Genomic DNA, 15,774 nt, shown 5'->3' with positions numbered 1-15,774 from the left:
GGCAGCCGATTTGAACATGCAGTTGCGTGCCTACGCCATGCTCGGCGTCACGATGCTCTTCTGGGCAGGCAATGCGATCGTCGGGCGTGCGGTCAGAGGGGAAATCCCGCCGCTCACTCTGGCTTTTACCCGCTGGATGCTGGCGCTGTTGATCCTGGCGCCCTTCGCGCTTTCCCATCTCATCGCCCAGCGCGCGCTCATCCGCCGCCATTGGCGTGCCACCCTCTTCCTTGGAGTGACGGGAGTCGCCGCATTCAACGGCTTTCTTTACTCCGGGCTGCGCACCACGACCGCATCGAACAGCTTATTGTTGCAGGGCTTGATCCCGACATTCGTGGTCATCATCAACCGCATCTGTTTCGGCGAGCGCGCGCCGCTCTGGCAGGTGGCGGGGATCGCCTTGGCCACGCTCGGCGTCACGTTCATAGTCTTCAAGGGCGACTTTTCCGCGGCTCTGCTGCTGAAGCTCGGCATGGGCGACCTTCTGATATTGTGCGGCTGCTGTGCCTGGGCGATCTACACGGCCAGTCTGCGACTGCGCCCGCCGATCGAGCCGCTCGCCTTCCTCTTCGTCACCTTCGCGATCGGTGCGCTGGTCATGGGATTGGGCGCCATCAGCGAGGGGGATGCGATCAGCCACATCCACTGGACCGCGGGCGTCGCGGCCGCGATCGCCTATGTCGCGATCTTCCCGTCGATCCTCGCCTATATGTTGTTCAACGGAGCGGTAGCTCGCGTAGGCGCCGCCACGGCCGGTCAGACCATCAGCCTGATGCCCCTGTTCGGAGCGGTGCTTGCGGCATTGATCCTGGGCGAGCCGCTCCTGAGCTATCATCTGGCCGGCATGGCGATGATATCGGGCGGGGTGCTGCTGAGTTGGCGCGCGGCCGTCGCCCCGCGCAGCTTCGGTCATGCCAGCTCCTGACCGCTTTTGCACGCGCCAGGGGACACAGGTCAGGCAAAGGCCGGCCGCATGGAGAAACGAACGCGTTCAACCTCATGGGGCGCTTGGGACGCCGGCTGGTAAATCGACAAGCCCGGACGGCCCGTCTCGATCTCGCCTCTGCCAAGAGAGGCCAGCATGTTTGCCATGGCTTCGTGGCCCGCCCGCCAACGCGCCTCGGCGGATCGGCGGGAGAAGTCGAAGGCCTTGCCCACGACCTCCTTCGCCTGATCGACATAGGCGAGGCGCAGCACCGTCACCGAGCGTACGGGGTCGCCTTCAGCATCGAACAGCGCCTGCCACGCGGCCAGCGCGCGGCGGCTTTGCGTAGCGAACATCAGGTCCTGGCTCCGGTTCGCCGTGTCGCTGAGCGTGCGCGGCGGGCCGGACGAAAGCGGAAGCAGGTCGACAGCGATGCACAGGAGCGGACGTTCGGAGCGCTCGGACAGGATGATGTCGAGCGGCAGGTTGACCGAAATGCCGGCGTCGCCAAGCAGCCGGCCGCCGACGGTAACGGGCGGAAACATGGGAAGAAGCGCGGCGCTGGCGCGAATATGATCGGCTCCGATCGGATGGCTGCGGGTGTCGAAGGCGACATCCTCCCCGCTCTGGAGGTCCACGGCCGCGACCGACAGGCGCGGCGCCTCCTTGTTCAGCCTCTCAAAATCCACCAGCCGCTGCAATGTCGTCTCCAACGGCCGCAGATCATAGAGGCTCGCAGGCTCGTCATTGCCCAGCGGGTTCCACCACGGTCCAAAAATGTGGCGGGGCACGAACAGACCGGGACGTCCTCCGACCAGCGTCGATAAGGTGGCCCATGTACGCCGCATCGTGTCGATGGCTTCGGGCAGGTCCTGGGCCTCAGCTCCGCCTTGGCACTGCCACAGCTCGCGCAGGCGGCCAATCCGCTCGGCAGGAGGGTTGCCGCAGATCACCGCCGCGTTCACCGCGCCCGCGGACGCGCCGGCAATCCACGCCGGTTCCATGCCGTGGTCCTGCAGCGCCTCGAAGGCGCCAGCCTGGTAAACGCCCAGCGCATTGCCGCCGCTCAACACCAGGGCGAGGTCAAAGGGCCGACTAGTCACCACTAGCGCCCGCAGTCAGGCGCGATGCAAGGCTGGGATCGCGCCCGCCCTGACTTGAGGCGCCTTGTCTCCGGTCCGGCGTTGCATCGCCTCAAGCTCCTTCTCATCGTGCGAGCAGAAGATGGTCACTTGGCCGGCTGCGTCACGCTTCAACTCGCGCAGGCGCTGCTGATTGGCGAAACGCAGGTCCCGATCGACTTCCATCAGATTCTGGTAGAAGCGCAGGCCGGGCGTGCAGCGCCGCCGGTCATCGTCCAATTCTCTGCGGTAGAAATAGGCATCGCCCGCATTCAGCACCCAGCCTTCGTCCGACTGGATGGCAATGCCGGCATGCCCCCATGTGTGGCCCGGCAGCGGCACCATCAGGATTTCCGGCGGCAAGCCGTCCAGCTGGCGGACGCGATCCAGCCCGAACCAGCGCTCACCGCTGCCGGCATAGGTTCGCCAATCCCGCACCTGGTCCCACTGCGCGGGCCGGTACCGCCGCCGCGCGATGAAGCCTTGCCGCTTGCGTTCGGCAGCGGTGCGTTCGGCCTCCATCACATGGACACGGGCGTCGGGAAAATCCTCGATCCCGCCGGCATGATCGAAGTCCAAATGCGTCAGCACGATATGACGCACGTCTGAAGGGGAATAGCCCATCGCCTTGATCTGGTGCAGCGCCGTCTCCTCCGCCCGAAAGCGAATGTTGAGCAGCGCATGGAAAAAACGGCTGAGGCGCGGGTGCGGATGGCGTACATCCTCGCTGCCATAGCCGGTGTCGATCAGCACCAGGCCCTCATTCGTCTCCACCAACTGGGCTGCACAGGGGATCAGGCCGAACAGGCTTTTGCTGAAACCATCGAACAGCGGCCCGCCGAGCGGGCAATCCGTCCCGCATTTCAGATAATGAACACGCATTATAGGCCCGCGCCATGCGGCTTTTCGCCGCCTTCCGCCGTCAGCGCGGAAGGGTAGACGAAGACGATCGACGCGCCCGCCAGGATGACAAGCATGAGCACCAGCGCAACGCTGCCGCTGATCCGCCCGCGATGCCTTGCAAAGATCACCAGGCCGATCAGGGCGGCGGCCACAAGAACGATGATGGCGGTCAATCCCACCCATGACATAGGCGTCTCTCCGCTGTTGAACGCAAGGCGCAGTTGCCGGATCAACCGAGGCCCACGCACCGCCGTTCCGCTGAAAGCCCCGTTCATCTAACTCAGGTAAGCGGCACAGCCGGATCATGCCGCGTCCCATCCTGCAAACGGATGCTTGGCGGCCACCCGCGAGCAGGCGTAATGTGGGCCGATGGTCGACCGATCCGCACCCCCTGTCGTGATCGCCGGAGGCGGCCCTGCCGGAATGATGGCGGGACTGTTGTTCGCGCGTGCAGGCGTGCAAACCCTCGTGCTGGAAAAGCATGCGGACTTTCTGCGCGACTTCCGCGGCGACACCGTGCACCCATCGACGCTCGAACTCTTCGATGAGCTCGGCCTTCTGACGGCGCTGCTCGCCCGGGAGCATGACAAGGTGTCGGCGGTCGGCGCCGTGATTGGGGGCCGCGAATATCGGATCGCCGATTTCACCCGCCTTCCCGGCCCGGCTCCCTTTATCGCCATGATGCCGCAATGGCATTTTCTCGACTTTGTGGCCGACACCGCACAGCGGCTCCCCGCCTTCACCCTGCGGATGGAGGCCGAGGTGGTGAGCCTGATCGAAGGACCCAGACGCATCGAAGGCGTGCGGCTCGCCAATGGCGAAGCGCTGGAGGCAAGGCTGGTCATCGCCGCCGACGGTCGCAGCTCCCACCTGCGCGAGGCAGCCGGGTTGCCGCTGCAGAAGCTGGGGGCGCCGATCGACGTGCTCTGGTTCCGCGTGCCCAAGGCGCGCACGCCGGACAATCGGACTCAGGGCTATATCGACCGGGGGGAGATGATCGTCACCATCGATCGGGGCGATTATTTCCAGTGCGCGCGCGTGATCGAGAAGGGCGCGGCAGACAGGATTCGGGCTGCGGGCATCAAGCGTTTCCGGGCCGATGTGACAATAAGCGCGCCGCCGCTCTCAGCACATGTCGGGGCTATCGCCGGTTGGGACGATGTCAAGCTGCTCACGGTCGAACTCGATCGGCTGACCCGCTGGCACCGGCCCGGCCTGCTGGCGATCGGCGATGCCGCGCACGCCATGTCGCCGGTCGGCGGAGTAGGCATTAACCTCGCCATCCAGGATGCCGTCGCCGCGGCGAATATTCTTGCGGCCGCGCTAGCGGCCGGGGTGGATCCCGATCCGCTGCTCCACAAGCTGCGCGCGCGGCGGATGCTCGCCGTCCGAACGATCCAGGCCGTGCAGCGCGCCATCCACAGGAATGTCATCGGCGCCGCGATGCGCAACCAAGCGCCGCGCGCGCCTGCCCTCGTCCGCCTTTTTCAGGCCATGCCTGCCTTGCAAGCCCTTCCGGCTCGCCTTCTGGGCCTCGGCATCCGGCGGGAGCATATCCGCTCGCCGGACGCGTCGATGACAGATTAGGTGAACGCCAGCGCTCAGACACTCGGCTGCGCGTTTCCGTCGCCAGCCGTCATCAGCCGAATCTCGTACAGCACGGCATCGTCTTTGACTGCCGTCACGACCACGTTCGCGGCAGCGCCGCCCTGCGGCACCAGAAAGTCGATCGCGGCGAAATTGCCGTCGCCCAGATCGACCGGCCGGCCGTTGGCGAGCGGCTTCCCATCGACGCTGATCGCAAGGGGGCGACGCACCGCATCGGCCGCCACCAGCACGCGAAGCACGGCAGGGCCAGCCCGCCGCGCCAGCGTCAGTTGCATGCTGTCCCCCGGCTTCAATCGCCGCGCAGAGCGGCCGCTCCAGTTGACCACCTCGCTGCGGGCGGAGGCGAAGCCGTGGTCCCGCTCGGGCTGCATCTCACCCAGATAGACGATGTCGACCGTCCGACGGGCAAGTTCGCGCGCCGCCGCTTGCGCGGCGACAAAGCCCGCCTTCGCCCCGCTCCATCGTGCCGAGGTGAAGGTCGGGAAATAGACGGCCACGCGCCGGTCATATTCCGCATAGAAGGGTCGCAGGGTCAGCGCATTGCCCAGCGCATCGACGGCCTCGTAGGCCGCCTTCCCCGCCATGGGGGTAAGCGCGCCCGACGCGGTGCCATCCACCACCAGCGCCGGCGGGACGCCGTCATAGGGCACGTCGGCGGCGCCAAGGTCCGCCGCCAGCACCAGCGGGCCGTGGAGGAAGGCCACGACCGAAGGATCGTCAGGCATCGTCTCCGCCGCCAGCGCCATGGGCATGTCGATCGCCAGCACATCGCCGGCCCGCCAACGGCGCTCCACCACCGCATAGCCGTCCCGCAGCAGCGGGGCCGCCTCCGCGCCGTTGACCGTCAGCTTCAGCCCCTTCGTCCAGCGCGGAACGCGGATAGCGATCGCCTGCGCCATGCGCGGTGCACGCCCGATAGTGAGCGTCGCCCTCCCCTCGATCGGCATCGCGCCGTCCATGGTGACGCGCAGCCCGCGCTCCGGCCAGTCGAGTTCGCAGGGGATGAACAGGTTAACGTAAATCGTGCTCGGGTCGCTCCACCAGATCGAATCTGCATGTTTCGCATGGCTTTCGATGCCCGATCCCACGCAGCACCAGAAACTGTCCTCGGCACTGGAAAAGACCCGCCGCGCCCCCGCCGCCAGCGGCGTGAAATAGACGAAGCGGCCGGTGTCAGGCCGCTGGTGCGCCATGATATGATTGAGTTGCACCCGCTCATAATAGTCGAACCAGCTGGCATGGGGCTGCCAGCTGTAAAGATGGCGCGTCAGCTTCATCATATTATAACTGTTGCATGCCTCACATGTCGCTTCGGTCAGCCGCTTGGAAAGTTGGTCCGGCTCACCGAAATGCTCGCGCTCGCTGTTGCCGCCGATGACATAGCTGTGATGCCGCGTCACCCGCTCGTGGAAGAAGCGCGCAGCGGCGGCATGGTCCGCCTTGCCTGTCACCTCATACAGGCGCGCAAGGCCGATCACCTTGGGAATCTGGGTGTTGGCGTGCAGCCCCGCGAGCCTGTCCTGGCGCGCCGCCAGTGGGTCGAGCACCGCCCGGTGGCGGATCTTCTCCGCCAGGCGGAGCCAGCGCGCATTCCCGGTCAGCGCATAGGTGTCGGCATAGCTTTCGTTGAGCCCACCATGTTCGGCATGGAGCACGCGCTGCATCTGCTCTTCGCTCAGCGGCTCCAGCACATCGGCCAGATAGCCAGCGAGCCCCAGCAGGATCGGCATGGCGCGCGGATTGCGGGCCAGCAAATGCGCGTCGATAAGCCCCGCATGAACCTTGTGCCACGTATAGAGCGGCACCCAGCCGCCGTTGAGATCGAACCCGCCGGTGCGGATCTCGCCGCGGCGAATTTCCTCGAAGACGATCTTGCCGTCGACCGTCCTGCCATCCCGCTCGACCGTCGTGCCGCCGCAATAGCCATCGCCATGCGCCGACTGGATGCGGGCCATCTCAGCCAGCGCGAGGTCCAGCCGCGCCGCAAGCTCGGGATCATCGCCGCCGGCAAGGCTGAGCGAGCAGGCCGACAGCCAGTGCCCCAGGCTGTGGCCCGCTATGCCCATTGCCTCCCAGCCGCCATAGGTCGGCTTGGGCGCAGGGAGCCCCGCGGAAACATAGAAATTATGCAGCAGCCGCTGGGGATCGAGGTCCAGCAGATAGCGGCGGTTGGCCTGGAAGGCGTCGGCGAAGATGGAAGGCCGCAATCTTATGAAGCGCGCAGGAACCGGCTCGACGCGCCGCCTTCCGGCGGCCGCGGCCATGGCGATATCCCCGAACCCCAATGCGGCCGCGCTGGCTCCACACAGAAGAGATCGTCTCGTGATGCGCATCGCCAGTGGTCTTCCTCGCCACCGGCATCAGGAAACAGCCGGCTATTTGTCAGACATAATAGCGCCATCCCGATCCCGTCAACCCGTTCCGCGGCGCGCCACGCCGTCTCGCGCCGGCATGGCTCTGGATCAAATTCGATCCGCCAGATCGCCACTTGCCCGCCATTCTCCGAGCAGCCTGCCGAAGACGTAAAATCCGCCACCGTAGCCTTCGCCGATCGCAGCGCGAATTCCGCCCACGGGCGGCCGATACATCCCGGCAGCAAATGGAAAGGCGCGGCCGGGGCCTGTTCTCCCGACCGCGCCTTTCAAACCGAAGCGTCTGTCTCAGCCCAGCTGCTTTTCCAGTTCACCCAGCACGCGATAGCAGTCGAATACCTTTGCCACGCTGCTGTTGGGGTCGCGGCCTTCGCGGATAGCGGAGATGAATTCGCGATCCTGCAGCTCGATGCCGTTCATCGACACGGCGACCTGGCTCACGTCGATCGGCTCTTCCTTCCCGTTCACCAGATCGTCGTAACGCGCGATATAGGTCGCGCTGTCGCCGATATAGCGGAAGAAGGTGCCGAGCGGCCCGTCATTGTTGAAGGAGAGCGACAGGGTGCAGATCGCGCCGGTCTCGCTCTTCAGCTGGATCGACATGTCCATCGCGATGCCGAGTTCGGGATGGATCGGCCCCTGCATCGCGTGAGCGTCCACGATCTTGCCGGCCTGATAGGCGAACAGATCCACCGTGTGCGCGGCGTGGTGCCACAGCAGATGGTCGGTCCAGCTGCGCGGCTCGCCCTTGGCATTGATATTCTTGCGACGGAAGAAATAGGTCTGCACGTCCATTTGCTGGACGTTGAACTCGCCCGCCTTGATACGGTTGTGGACGAACTGGTGGCTCGGGTTGAAGCGGCGGGTGTGTCCGACCATGCAGGTGAGGCCCGTCTCCTTCTGCTTCGCCAGCACCGCCTGCGCGTCGGGCCAGCTGTCCGACAGGGGAATTTCCACCTCGACATGCTTGCCCGCGTCCATGCAGGCGATGGCTTGGCGCGCGTGCATCTGGGTCGGGGTGCAGAGGATCACCGCGTCCACATCATCCCGGGCCAGCGTCTCGTTAAGGTGGGTCGTGACATGGCCGATGCCATATTTCTCCGCGACCTTCTTCGTCGGCTCCAGTTCGCGGCCGATGATGGAGGTGACGGTCACGCCGTCGATATTCTTGAGGCCATCAAGATGCTTTTCACCAAAGGCGCCGGCACCGGCCAGGGCAATACGCATATTCTATCTCCATAATCAGTCCTCCTCCCGCCAGCGGGAGGGGAGAAATTCAAGTGGTCGGCTCCAGCACCAAATGTCCCACCGCCGTGTTGCTCGCCGGCACATGATAATGGCGATGCAGCGCCTTCACCTTGCGCCCGAGCGCCCCGCGCATGATCAGCCACATCACCATCTCGATCCCTTCGGAGCCGGTTTCGCGCAGATATTCGATGTGCGGGATGGCCCGGAGCGCCTGTCCGTCGCCCTCGCTCATGAGGTCGAGGAAGCGATTGTCCCACTTGGCGTTAATCAGACCCGCGCGCGGCCCCTGAAGCTGGTGGCTCATGCCCCCCGTGCCCCAGATCTGGACATTGAGATCCTCGCCATAGCTTTCCACCGCCCGCGCAATCGCTTCGCCCAGCATCCAGCAGCGATTGCCGGACGGCGGCGGATAGGTGACCACGTTGACGGCTAGCGGAACGACCTTGACCGGCCACGCACCGGGCTGGCCGAACATCAGGCTCAGCGGCACGGTCAGGCCGTGGTCGACATCCATCTCGTTGATGATGGTCATGTCGAATTCGTCGAGGATCAGGCTCTGCGCGATGTGCCAGGCGAGGTCCGGCTCACCGATAACATCGGGCACCGGACGCGGCCCCCACCCCTCGTCGGCCGGCTTGTAGCGTTCGCCGCAGCCGATCGCGAAGGTCGGGATGATCTTCATGTCGAAGGCGGACGCATGGTCGTTATAGACCAGGATCACGACGTCGGGCATTTCCTGCGCAATCCACTGGCGCGACCAGTCATAGCCCGCGAACAGGGGCTGCCAATAAGGCTCGGCGGTCTTGCCCAGGTCCATCGCCGCGCCGATCGCGGGGACATGGCTGGTGGCGACCCCGGCGGTAATGCGGGCCATCAGCGTTTCTCCTTGATCGACCGCACGCCTTCGGGCGAGCGGCCGCCGGCGATCATCATCGCCTGATAATCTTCCGTGCTCATGCCCGTCATCGTGCCGACCGCCTGAAGGAAGCTGAGGCCATCGGTCGAAAAGACCTTGGCGAGGAAATAGATATTGCCGCCCAGATCGAGGCAGCGATTATAGTCGCGGTCGAGGATCGCCTGTTTCTGATCCTCGCTCATCGGCCATTCGTCGATATAGGCGCGTTCGCCCGCTTTCCACCGCTCGCGATTTTCAGCCTTCATCAGGCTCATCGCGAATTGGTTCATCCAATATCCCTGCCGCGCGCGCTTGGCGGTGTAGACGCGGGTGCCAGGAATATCGTCGAACTGGCTCAGATATTCGTGAATGTCGTTGCTCATTGCATTCTCTTTATCAGTATCCATCCCCCGGCCCTTCCTTCCATTCAGGACCGGGGGACGAATTCCTCTTCTCAAAGGCCGCGCGCCTTCAGCTTGGCGTCGAGACGGGGGAACACCCGCCGCGCATTGCCTTCGAAGATCGCATGCCGTTCCGCGTCGCTGATTTCCAGCGCATCGACATAGCGCTTGGTGTCGTCGAAATAATGGCCCGTGGTGGGATCGATGCCGCGCACCGCGCCGACCATTTCCGATCCGAACAGGATATTCTTGTTATCGATCACGTCCGCCAGAAGATCGACACCCGGCTGATGATAAACGCAGGTGTCGAAGAAGATGTTGTTCATCAGATGCGTATCGAGGCTCGGCTTCTTCAGCATGTCGGCAAGCCCGCGATACCGCCCCCAATGATAGGGCACCGCGCCCCCGCCATGCGGGATGATGAACTTGAGCGTCGGGAAGTCGGCGAACAGGTCGCCCTCCAGCAACTGCATGAAGGCGATGGTATCGGCGGCGATATAATAGCCGCCGGTCGCGTGCATCGCCGGGTTGCAGCTGCCCGACACGTGGATCATCGCCGGGACGTCCAGCTCGACCATCTTCTCGTAGAAGGGGTACCAGTAGCGGTCGGTCAGCGGCGGGTGCTTGAAATGGCCGCCACCCGGATCGGGATTGAGGTTGCAGCCGATGAAGCCCATGTCCACGCACCGCTCCAGCTCGGCGATGCTGTTCGCCATGTCGGCTTGGGGCGACTGGGGCAGCATGCAGACGCCCACGAACGTCTCGGGATAGAGGCCGACGACCCGTGCGATCAGGTCGTTACAGCGCGTCGCCCATTCCTTCGCGACATCGGCATCGCCGACATGCGGCGCCATCGCCGACGCACGGGGGCTAAAGATGGTGAGGTCCGCGCCCCTCTCCTTGATCAGGCGCAGTTGGTTGGACTCGATCGTATCGCGGATCTCATCGTCGGAAATGTCGGGATAGGGCGGCGGGGTGGCGCCGGCCTTGAACGCCGCCTTCTGCTCCTCACGCCATGCGTCATGCCCCTTGGGGAGCACCGTATAATGGCCGTGGCAGTCGATAATCAGGCTCATGCGTTCGCTACTCCAACTGTCCTCGCCTAACCGCTCACCGCGCTCCTGCGACAGCAGGAGTCCAGATGGCCCGGCGCAATCTCGCCCTGGTCTCCTGCCTTCGCAGGAGCGCAACAAAAGTTATCTCGCGGTCGAGTTGACCGCCGCAATCTTCCCGTCCAACCCCGTCGGCACCACCGTCACCCCCAACTCACCCATCGCCCGCTGCCGCTCCACCGTGCCGCGCGTCATTGCCGCGCCCGTGCCCAGTCCTTCGAGCGTCTTCACCACCTCTTCCATCTCGGCCGCGCGGCGCAGGCCGTGCACCAGCATTCGATCGAGATTATAGTCGGCCCGCGCTGCCCAATCCTGCGCCTTCTCGCTCGCATCGAGCGAAGTCAGCACCTCTTCGCGCACCCCAGCGGCTTCGGCAGCGAGAACGCATTCGGCGGTTAGCGCCTCCAATCCCTTGACCATGACCGACCGGATCATCTTGACCGATGAGGCGCGGCCGACCGCACTGCCCACCACCCGCGTCTTGACGAAGCCCAGCGCTGCCAGCCGGGCCGCTGCTTCGTCGGCAGCGCCGCCGCTCAGCAGCAGCGGCACCGACAGCCGCGCCGGATTGACCGGCGCCATCACCGCGACGTCCACATAATGGCCGCCCGCCGCTTCGATCAACTCCGCCGCCGCCTGCTTCGTCTGCGGCGCGACGCTGTTCATGTCGCAATAGATCGCGCCGGCCGGCACATGCTCTGCCGCGACCTCCGCTACTGCCAGTGCCTGGTCGGCAGTGACCAGCGACAATATCAGGTTCACGCCCGACAGCGCGTCGTCCAGGAAACGCGCGCCCAGCACATGCGCGGCCTTGTAGGCGGCGAGCATCGCGTCGCGCTCCGGGCCATTGCCGGTCTTACGATCGAACACATGGGCGCGCTCGCCCCATTCCCCCGCCAGCGCAAAGGTGGAACCCGCTTCACCAAAACCGATCAGACCGACTTCCTGCTCCATGGCTGAGAGGGATGCCGCATCGCGCCTCTTGCAGCCAATCGAATCCTCGGCCTTCCTATAAGAATTTACGAAGTCAAATGTTCTGCCTCTTCCGTCACTGCATCCATGAAGCGCTGTTGCAGCCGGGTCGGTCGCCAGTCGGCGCGGGTGGTAACGCCGATGGTACGACTGACCGCCCCGGGAGCCTCGCCGATCTGGATCACCAATCCGGCCTGAAGTTCCAGCGCGAGTTGATCGGATGAGAGCAGGGTCAGATAATCGCCGCCCAGCAGCAGTTCACGGATCGTCATGACCGACCCGCACTCGATCGGCACGGCGGGCAGTGCGCCGCCCAGCGCCTCGAACATGCGCCGCCACAACTGGCGCAACGGCGCGCCCTCCGGCGGCAGTATCCAGGGATAGAGGCGCAGCGCGTCGGCGCCCCAACCCTTCGCCAGCGGATGGCCGGCACGCGCCATGATGAGCGGCCTATCCTCGAACAGGGGGGTCTGGATCAGGTCCGCGCCAATCGATGCATCGCGAAGCGCCCCGATCATCAGATCGACCTCGCCATCGCGCAACGGCCCGACCAGCTCGGCATGCGACCCTTCATGTACGCTGATATCGACCTGCGGGAAATCGGCGCGAAAGGCAATGATCGCGCGGGGCAGCAGCCGCGCTCGCGATAAGGGCATGGCGCCCACAACGATCCGTCCGCTCTCCTGCCCCTTAAGGTCGGCAAGTTCCTCCAGCCCCGACCGCAGCTCCGCCAAAGCCAGCCGCAACCTCCGCGCCAGCAGCACGCCCTGCCGGGTCAGCGCCAGCCCCCTGCCCCGCCGATCGACCAGCCGATATCGCATGGCGATCGCCAGATCACCCACCGCCCGGTGCAGGGATGGCTCGGTCAAACCGACTTCCACCGCAGCCGAAGCATAGCTGCCCGCCCGCGCCACCGCGACAAAGGCCCGTATCTGGGCTGCCGTCACCCGGCTGCTGCCGATCAGCCGCAGCGCTTCCCCCACGCGGGGCGCGAACCGCAAAGCCGCTTCCGTAGGAGCCATTCCGCCGGGCTGCCGGTCGAACAATGCCAGCCCCAGCTGCGCCTCCAGCTTGGCGATACCCTGTGTGACGGCGGGCTGGGTCAGGTTGACGGCGCGGGCGGCCAAGCTGACGCTGCCCTGCGCCATGACAACGGTCATCGCGGCGAGGTGGCGGATATTGAATTGTTCAGGCTCCATTATCCGGAATTAGCAAAAATTTATGGCCTGCGCATCATTCGGATTTGAGCGGCGAGCGGCCTTTCTTCATGCCTGCACACCTAGATTTCCAGCAGGAGAGAGGTCATGTCCGGCGTCGTAGTCCAGAATATCGAACGGGCGGAGCTGTCCGTCGTTGATGGTTTGGCCAAGGCGGGCGTCGCCACCGTCCATGAAGCGCAGGGCCGCACCGGCCTCCTCGCCCCCTATATGCGCCCGATCTACAGCGGCGCGCGCATCGCCGGCAGCGCCGTCACCATCTCCGCCGCCCCCGGCGACAATTGGATGGTCCATGTGGCGATCGAGCAGTTGAAGGAAGGCGACGTCCTGCTCCTTGCGCCCACCAGTCCCTGCACCGACGGCTATTTCGGCGACCTGCTCGCCACCTCGGCCCAGGCGCGCGGCTGTCGCGGCCTCATCATCGATGCCGGCGTGCGCGACGTGCGCGACCTCAAGCAAATGAACTTCCCCGTCTGGTCGAAGGCGGTGCATGCGCAGGGCACGGTCAAGAACACGCTGGGATCGGTCAACATCCCGGTGGTCTGCGCCAATGCACTCGTGAACCCCGGCGACGTGGTGATCGCCGACGATGACGGCGTGTGTATCGTGCCACGCGCGTGCGCCGCCACCGTGCTCGAGAAGGCGCAAGCCCGCGAAGCCGCCGAAGAGGCAAAGCGCATCCGCCTCGCTGCCGGCGAACTCGGCCTCGACATCTATAATATGCGTCCGCGCCTTGAGGAAATGGGGCTGAAATATGTGTGAGGCCGGTTCCTCCCCTCCTCCGTTCACCCTGAGCCTGTCGAACGGAGATCAGTCATGATCACTCAGTCCCCCGTCATGTGGATGCGCGGCGGCACGTCGAAGGGCGGCTATTTCCTCGCCGATGATCTGCCCGCCGATACCGCTGCGCGCGACGCTTTCCTGCTACGCGTGATGGGTTCGCCGGATCCGCGCCAGATCGATGGCATGGGCGGCGCCGACCCGCTCACCAGCAAAGTCGCGGTCGTCCGCAAGTCCGAGCGAGAAGGCGTAGACGTCGATTATCTCTTCCTCCAGGTCTTCGTCGATCAGGCGATCGTCAGCGACGCACAGAATTGCGGCAATATCCTCGCCGGCATCGGTCCCTTCGCGATCGAGCGCGGCCTTGTGGCGGCGCAGCCGGGCGAAACCCGCGTCGCCATCTACATGGAAAATACCGGGCAGATCGCCATCGCCACGGTGCAGACGCCCGAAGGCGAGGTCCGCTATGAAGGCGACGCGAAGATCGACGGCGTGCCTGGATCGGCCGCGCCGGTCCCGCTGGAGTTCCGCGACACGGCCGGCTCCTCCTGCGGCGCGCTTTTTCCTACCGGCAATCCCTTTGATGAGGTGAATGGCGTGCGCGTCACGCTGATCGACAATGGCATGCCCTGCGTTGTCATGAAGGCGCAGGATGTCGGCATCACCGGCTATGAGGACCGGGAGACGCTGGACAATGACGCCGCGCTGAAGGCTCGTATCGAGGCGATCCGCCTTGCCGTCGGCGAACGGATGAACCTGGGCGACGTCAAGGCGAAGTCCGTGCCCAAGATGATGCTGGTCGCCCCGCCCCGCAACGGCGGCGCGGTCACGGTGCGCAGCTTCATTCCTCACCGCGCCCATGCCTCCATCGGCGTTCTCGGGGCCGTCAGTGTCGCGACCGCCTGCCTGATCGATGGCTCCCCGGCCGCCGAGGTCGCGTCGATCCCGCCCGGCAATCGCAAGACACTGTCGGTCGAGCATCCCACCGGCGAAACCACCTGCGTCATGGAACTGGACCAGGGCGGCAACGTCACCAGCGCGGCCATGCTGCGCACGGCGCGCAAGTTGATGGACGGGATCGTCTTCGCGTAACCCACCTCATCGCGGGGGCTGAGCCTGTCGAAGCCCTCACCTCTCTTCTACGGGAGCCTGACAGAATGACCCGGATCACCAGCTGGCACGCCAACCCCTCCGTCCCCCGCTTCACCCCGCCTCCCGGCGCGGTTGACGCACATTGCCACGTCTTTGGGCCGATGGCGGAATTTCCCTTCAGCCCGAAGGCGAAATATCTGCCGGAAGATGCCGGGCCGGACATGCTCTTCGCCCTGCGCGACCGGCTCGGCTTTTCCCGCAACGTCATCGTCCAGGCGAGCTGCCACGGCACCGACAATGCCGCGACGCTGAACGGCATCGCCCGGTCAAACGGCAAGGCGAGGGGCGTGGCGGTGGTCGATCCGGCTATCAGTGATGCGGAACTGGAGGCGCTGCACGCGGGCGGCATTCGCGGGGTCCGCTTCAATTTCCTTAAACGGCTGGTCGATCACGCCCCCAAGGACAAGTTCCTGGAAGTCGCGCGGCGCATCCAGCCGCTCGGCTGGCATGTCGTCGTCTATTTCGAAGCGGACATATTGGGGGAGATGCGCCCCTTCCTCGACGCGATCCCCACGCTTGTCGTCATCGACCATATGGGGCGGCCGGACGTCAGTCAGGGGCCGGATGGCACGGATATGCGGGCCTTCCGCTCACTGCTCGCCAGCCGAGACGACATCTGGACGAAGGTTACCTGCCCCGACCGCCTCGACCCGCAAGGGCCGCCCTGGGATGACTTTGCCGAGACCGTCGCCCCACTGGTGGAGGATTATCCCGATCGCGTCCTCTGGGGCACCGATTGGCCCCACCCCAATATGGAAAAGGCCATTCCCGACGACGGCGCGCTGGTCGACATGATCCCCCGCATCGCGCGGACGGCCGAGCTTCAGCGCAAACTGCTGGTCGATAATCCGATGCGGCTCTACTGGACACCCTGATTTACCGGGTTTCGGCTTGGCGATGGGTCTGAAGCGTGAGCGAGGTTGAGGCTGCGCGGGATTTCAGCGCTTTTCCCTTCCGCCGGAAGGGCGTTGTGCAGGTATCAGCGCGTTGCCCACATGCATCATGCCGTGCTCGCTCGGGTTTCCCAGTAGAGGAAACGAAGTTGAACGCGATATTGGCGAGGCCGAT

At 65.0% G+C, this 15,774-nt stretch carries 16 protein-coding genes; 5 read left to right on the top strand and 11 right to left on the bottom strand.

The window, feature by feature from the left end; genetic code table 11:
• Positions 1-16: 16 nt before the first annotated feature.
• The gene (locus L858_RS0114255) at positions 17-925 is read left to right on the top strand and encodes an EamA family transporter (protein ID WP_022683831.1); all 909 of its coding nucleotides are present in this window, start codon (positions 17-19) and stop codon (positions 923-925) included.
• A gap of 29 nt (positions 926-954) precedes the next feature.
• Here L858_RS0114255 and L858_RS20190 read toward each other — a convergent pair whose 3' ends face one another.
• The 3 genes from L858_RS20190 to L858_RS0114240 are packed head-to-tail and all read right to left on the bottom strand — an operon-like array spanning position 955 to position 3,224.
• Positions 955-2,028, bottom strand: a complete 1,074-nt coding sequence (locus L858_RS20190; protein ID WP_238564976.1) for a patatin-like phospholipase family protein — start codon at positions 2,026-2,028, stop codon at positions 955-957.
• A gap of 15 nt (positions 2,029-2,043) precedes the next feature.
• Positions 2,044-2,928, bottom strand: coding sequence for an MBL fold metallo-hydrolase (locus tag L858_RS0114245; RefSeq protein WP_022683829.1), 885 nt, complete (start codon positions 2,926-2,928; stop codon positions 2,044-2,046).
• Positions 2,928-3,224, bottom strand: a complete 297-nt coding sequence (locus L858_RS0114240; RefSeq protein WP_022683828.1) for a hypothetical protein — start codon at positions 3,222-3,224, stop codon at positions 2,928-2,930. The genes L858_RS0114245 and L858_RS0114240 overlap by 1 nt, the downstream gene beginning before the upstream one ends.
• Positions 3,225-3,318: 94 nt before the next feature.
• On the opposite strand from L858_RS0114240, the gene L858_RS0114235 reads away from it, so the two are divergent.
• Positions 3,319-4,536 carry an FAD-dependent oxidoreductase gene (locus L858_RS0114235; RefSeq protein WP_022683827.1) on the top strand — a complete coding sequence of 406 codons (1,218 nt, stop codon included), beginning with the start codon at positions 3,319-3,321 and terminating at the stop codon, positions 4,534-4,536.
• Between the two features lie 14 nt (positions 4,537-4,550).
• Here the strand turns inward: L858_RS0114235 and L858_RS20185 are convergent, their stop codons facing one another.
• From L858_RS20185 to L858_RS0114200, 7 genes are all read right to left on the bottom strand, one after another.
• Complete coding sequence (locus L858_RS20185; RefSeq protein WP_193742874.1) at positions 4,551-6,821, bottom strand: glycoside hydrolase family 127 protein; 2,271 nt, start codon at positions 6,819-6,821, stop codon at positions 4,551-4,553.
• A 396-nt stretch (positions 6,822-7,217) separates the two neighbouring features.
• Entirely contained in the window at positions 7,218-8,156 is a 939-nt protein-coding gene (locus L858_RS0114225; protein WP_022683824.1) for a Gfo/Idh/MocA family oxidoreductase, read from the bottom strand.
• Positions 8,157-8,205: 49 nt separating this feature from the next.
• Positions 8,206-9,051 (bottom strand): class III extradiol dioxygenase subunit beta, encoded by an 846-nt coding sequence (locus L858_RS0114220; protein ID WP_022683823.1) that lies wholly within the window; start codon positions 9,049-9,051, stop codon positions 8,206-8,208.
• A complete protein-coding gene (ligA, locus tag L858_RS0114215) occupies positions 9,051-9,455 on the bottom strand; it encodes a protocatechuate 4,5-dioxygenase subunit alpha (protein ID WP_022683822.1) in 405 nt (134 codons plus the stop codon). The genes L858_RS0114220 and ligA overlap by 1 nt, the downstream gene beginning before the upstream one ends.
• 71 nt (positions 9,456-9,526) lie before the next feature.
• Positions 9,527-10,549, bottom strand: a complete 1,023-nt coding sequence (locus L858_RS0114210) for an amidohydrolase family protein (RefSeq protein ID WP_022683821.1) — start codon at positions 10,547-10,549, stop codon at positions 9,527-9,529.
• Positions 10,550-10,669: 120 nt separating this feature from the next.
• Positions 10,670-11,539, bottom strand: a complete 870-nt coding sequence (locus L858_RS0114205) for an NAD(P)-dependent oxidoreductase (protein ID WP_022683820.1) — start codon at positions 11,537-11,539, stop codon at positions 10,670-10,672.
• A 65-nt stretch (positions 11,540-11,604) separates the two neighbouring features.
• On the bottom strand, positions 11,605-12,756 hold the full coding sequence (locus L858_RS0114200; protein ID WP_022683819.1) for a LysR substrate-binding domain-containing protein: 1,152 nt from the start codon (positions 12,754-12,756) through the stop codon (positions 11,605-11,607).
• 105 nt (positions 12,757-12,861) lie between these two features.
• Between L858_RS0114200 and ligK the strand changes: the two genes are divergently transcribed.
• From ligK to L858_RS0114185, 3 genes are all read left to right on the top strand, one after another.
• Positions 12,862-13,536 (top strand): 4-carboxy-4-hydroxy-2-oxoadipate aldolase/oxaloacetate decarboxylase, encoded by a 675-nt coding sequence (ligK, locus tag L858_RS0114195; RefSeq protein ID WP_022683818.1) that lies wholly within the window; start codon positions 12,862-12,864, stop codon positions 13,534-13,536.
• Positions 13,537-13,590: 54 nt separating this feature from the next.
• Positions 13,591-14,646 (top strand): 4-oxalomesaconate tautomerase, encoded by a 1,056-nt coding sequence (locus tag L858_RS0114190; RefSeq protein WP_028056145.1) that lies wholly within the window; start codon positions 13,591-13,593, stop codon positions 14,644-14,646.
• A gap of 65 nt (positions 14,647-14,711) precedes the next feature.
• A complete protein-coding gene (locus L858_RS0114185) occupies positions 14,712-15,581 on the top strand; it encodes an amidohydrolase family protein (RefSeq protein WP_022683816.1) in 870 nt (289 codons plus the stop codon).
• A gap of 1 nt (position 15,582) precedes the next feature.
• Here the strand turns inward: L858_RS0114185 and L858_RS22300 are convergent.
• Positions 15,583-15,774 (bottom strand): hypothetical protein (locus L858_RS22300; RefSeq protein ID WP_238564975.1); only part of this gene is annotated, 192 nt, incomplete at its 5' end.

The organism is Sphingobium bisphenolivorans (assembly GCF_000412635.1).
In the GTDB taxonomy this organism is placed as follows: Bacteria; Pseudomonadota; Alphaproteobacteria; order Sphingomonadales; family Sphingomonadaceae; genus Sphingobium; species Sphingobium bisphenolivorans.
The sequence above is the reverse complement of the archived record's forward strand: the minus strand, read 5'-3'. Positions and strand labels throughout refer to the sequence as shown.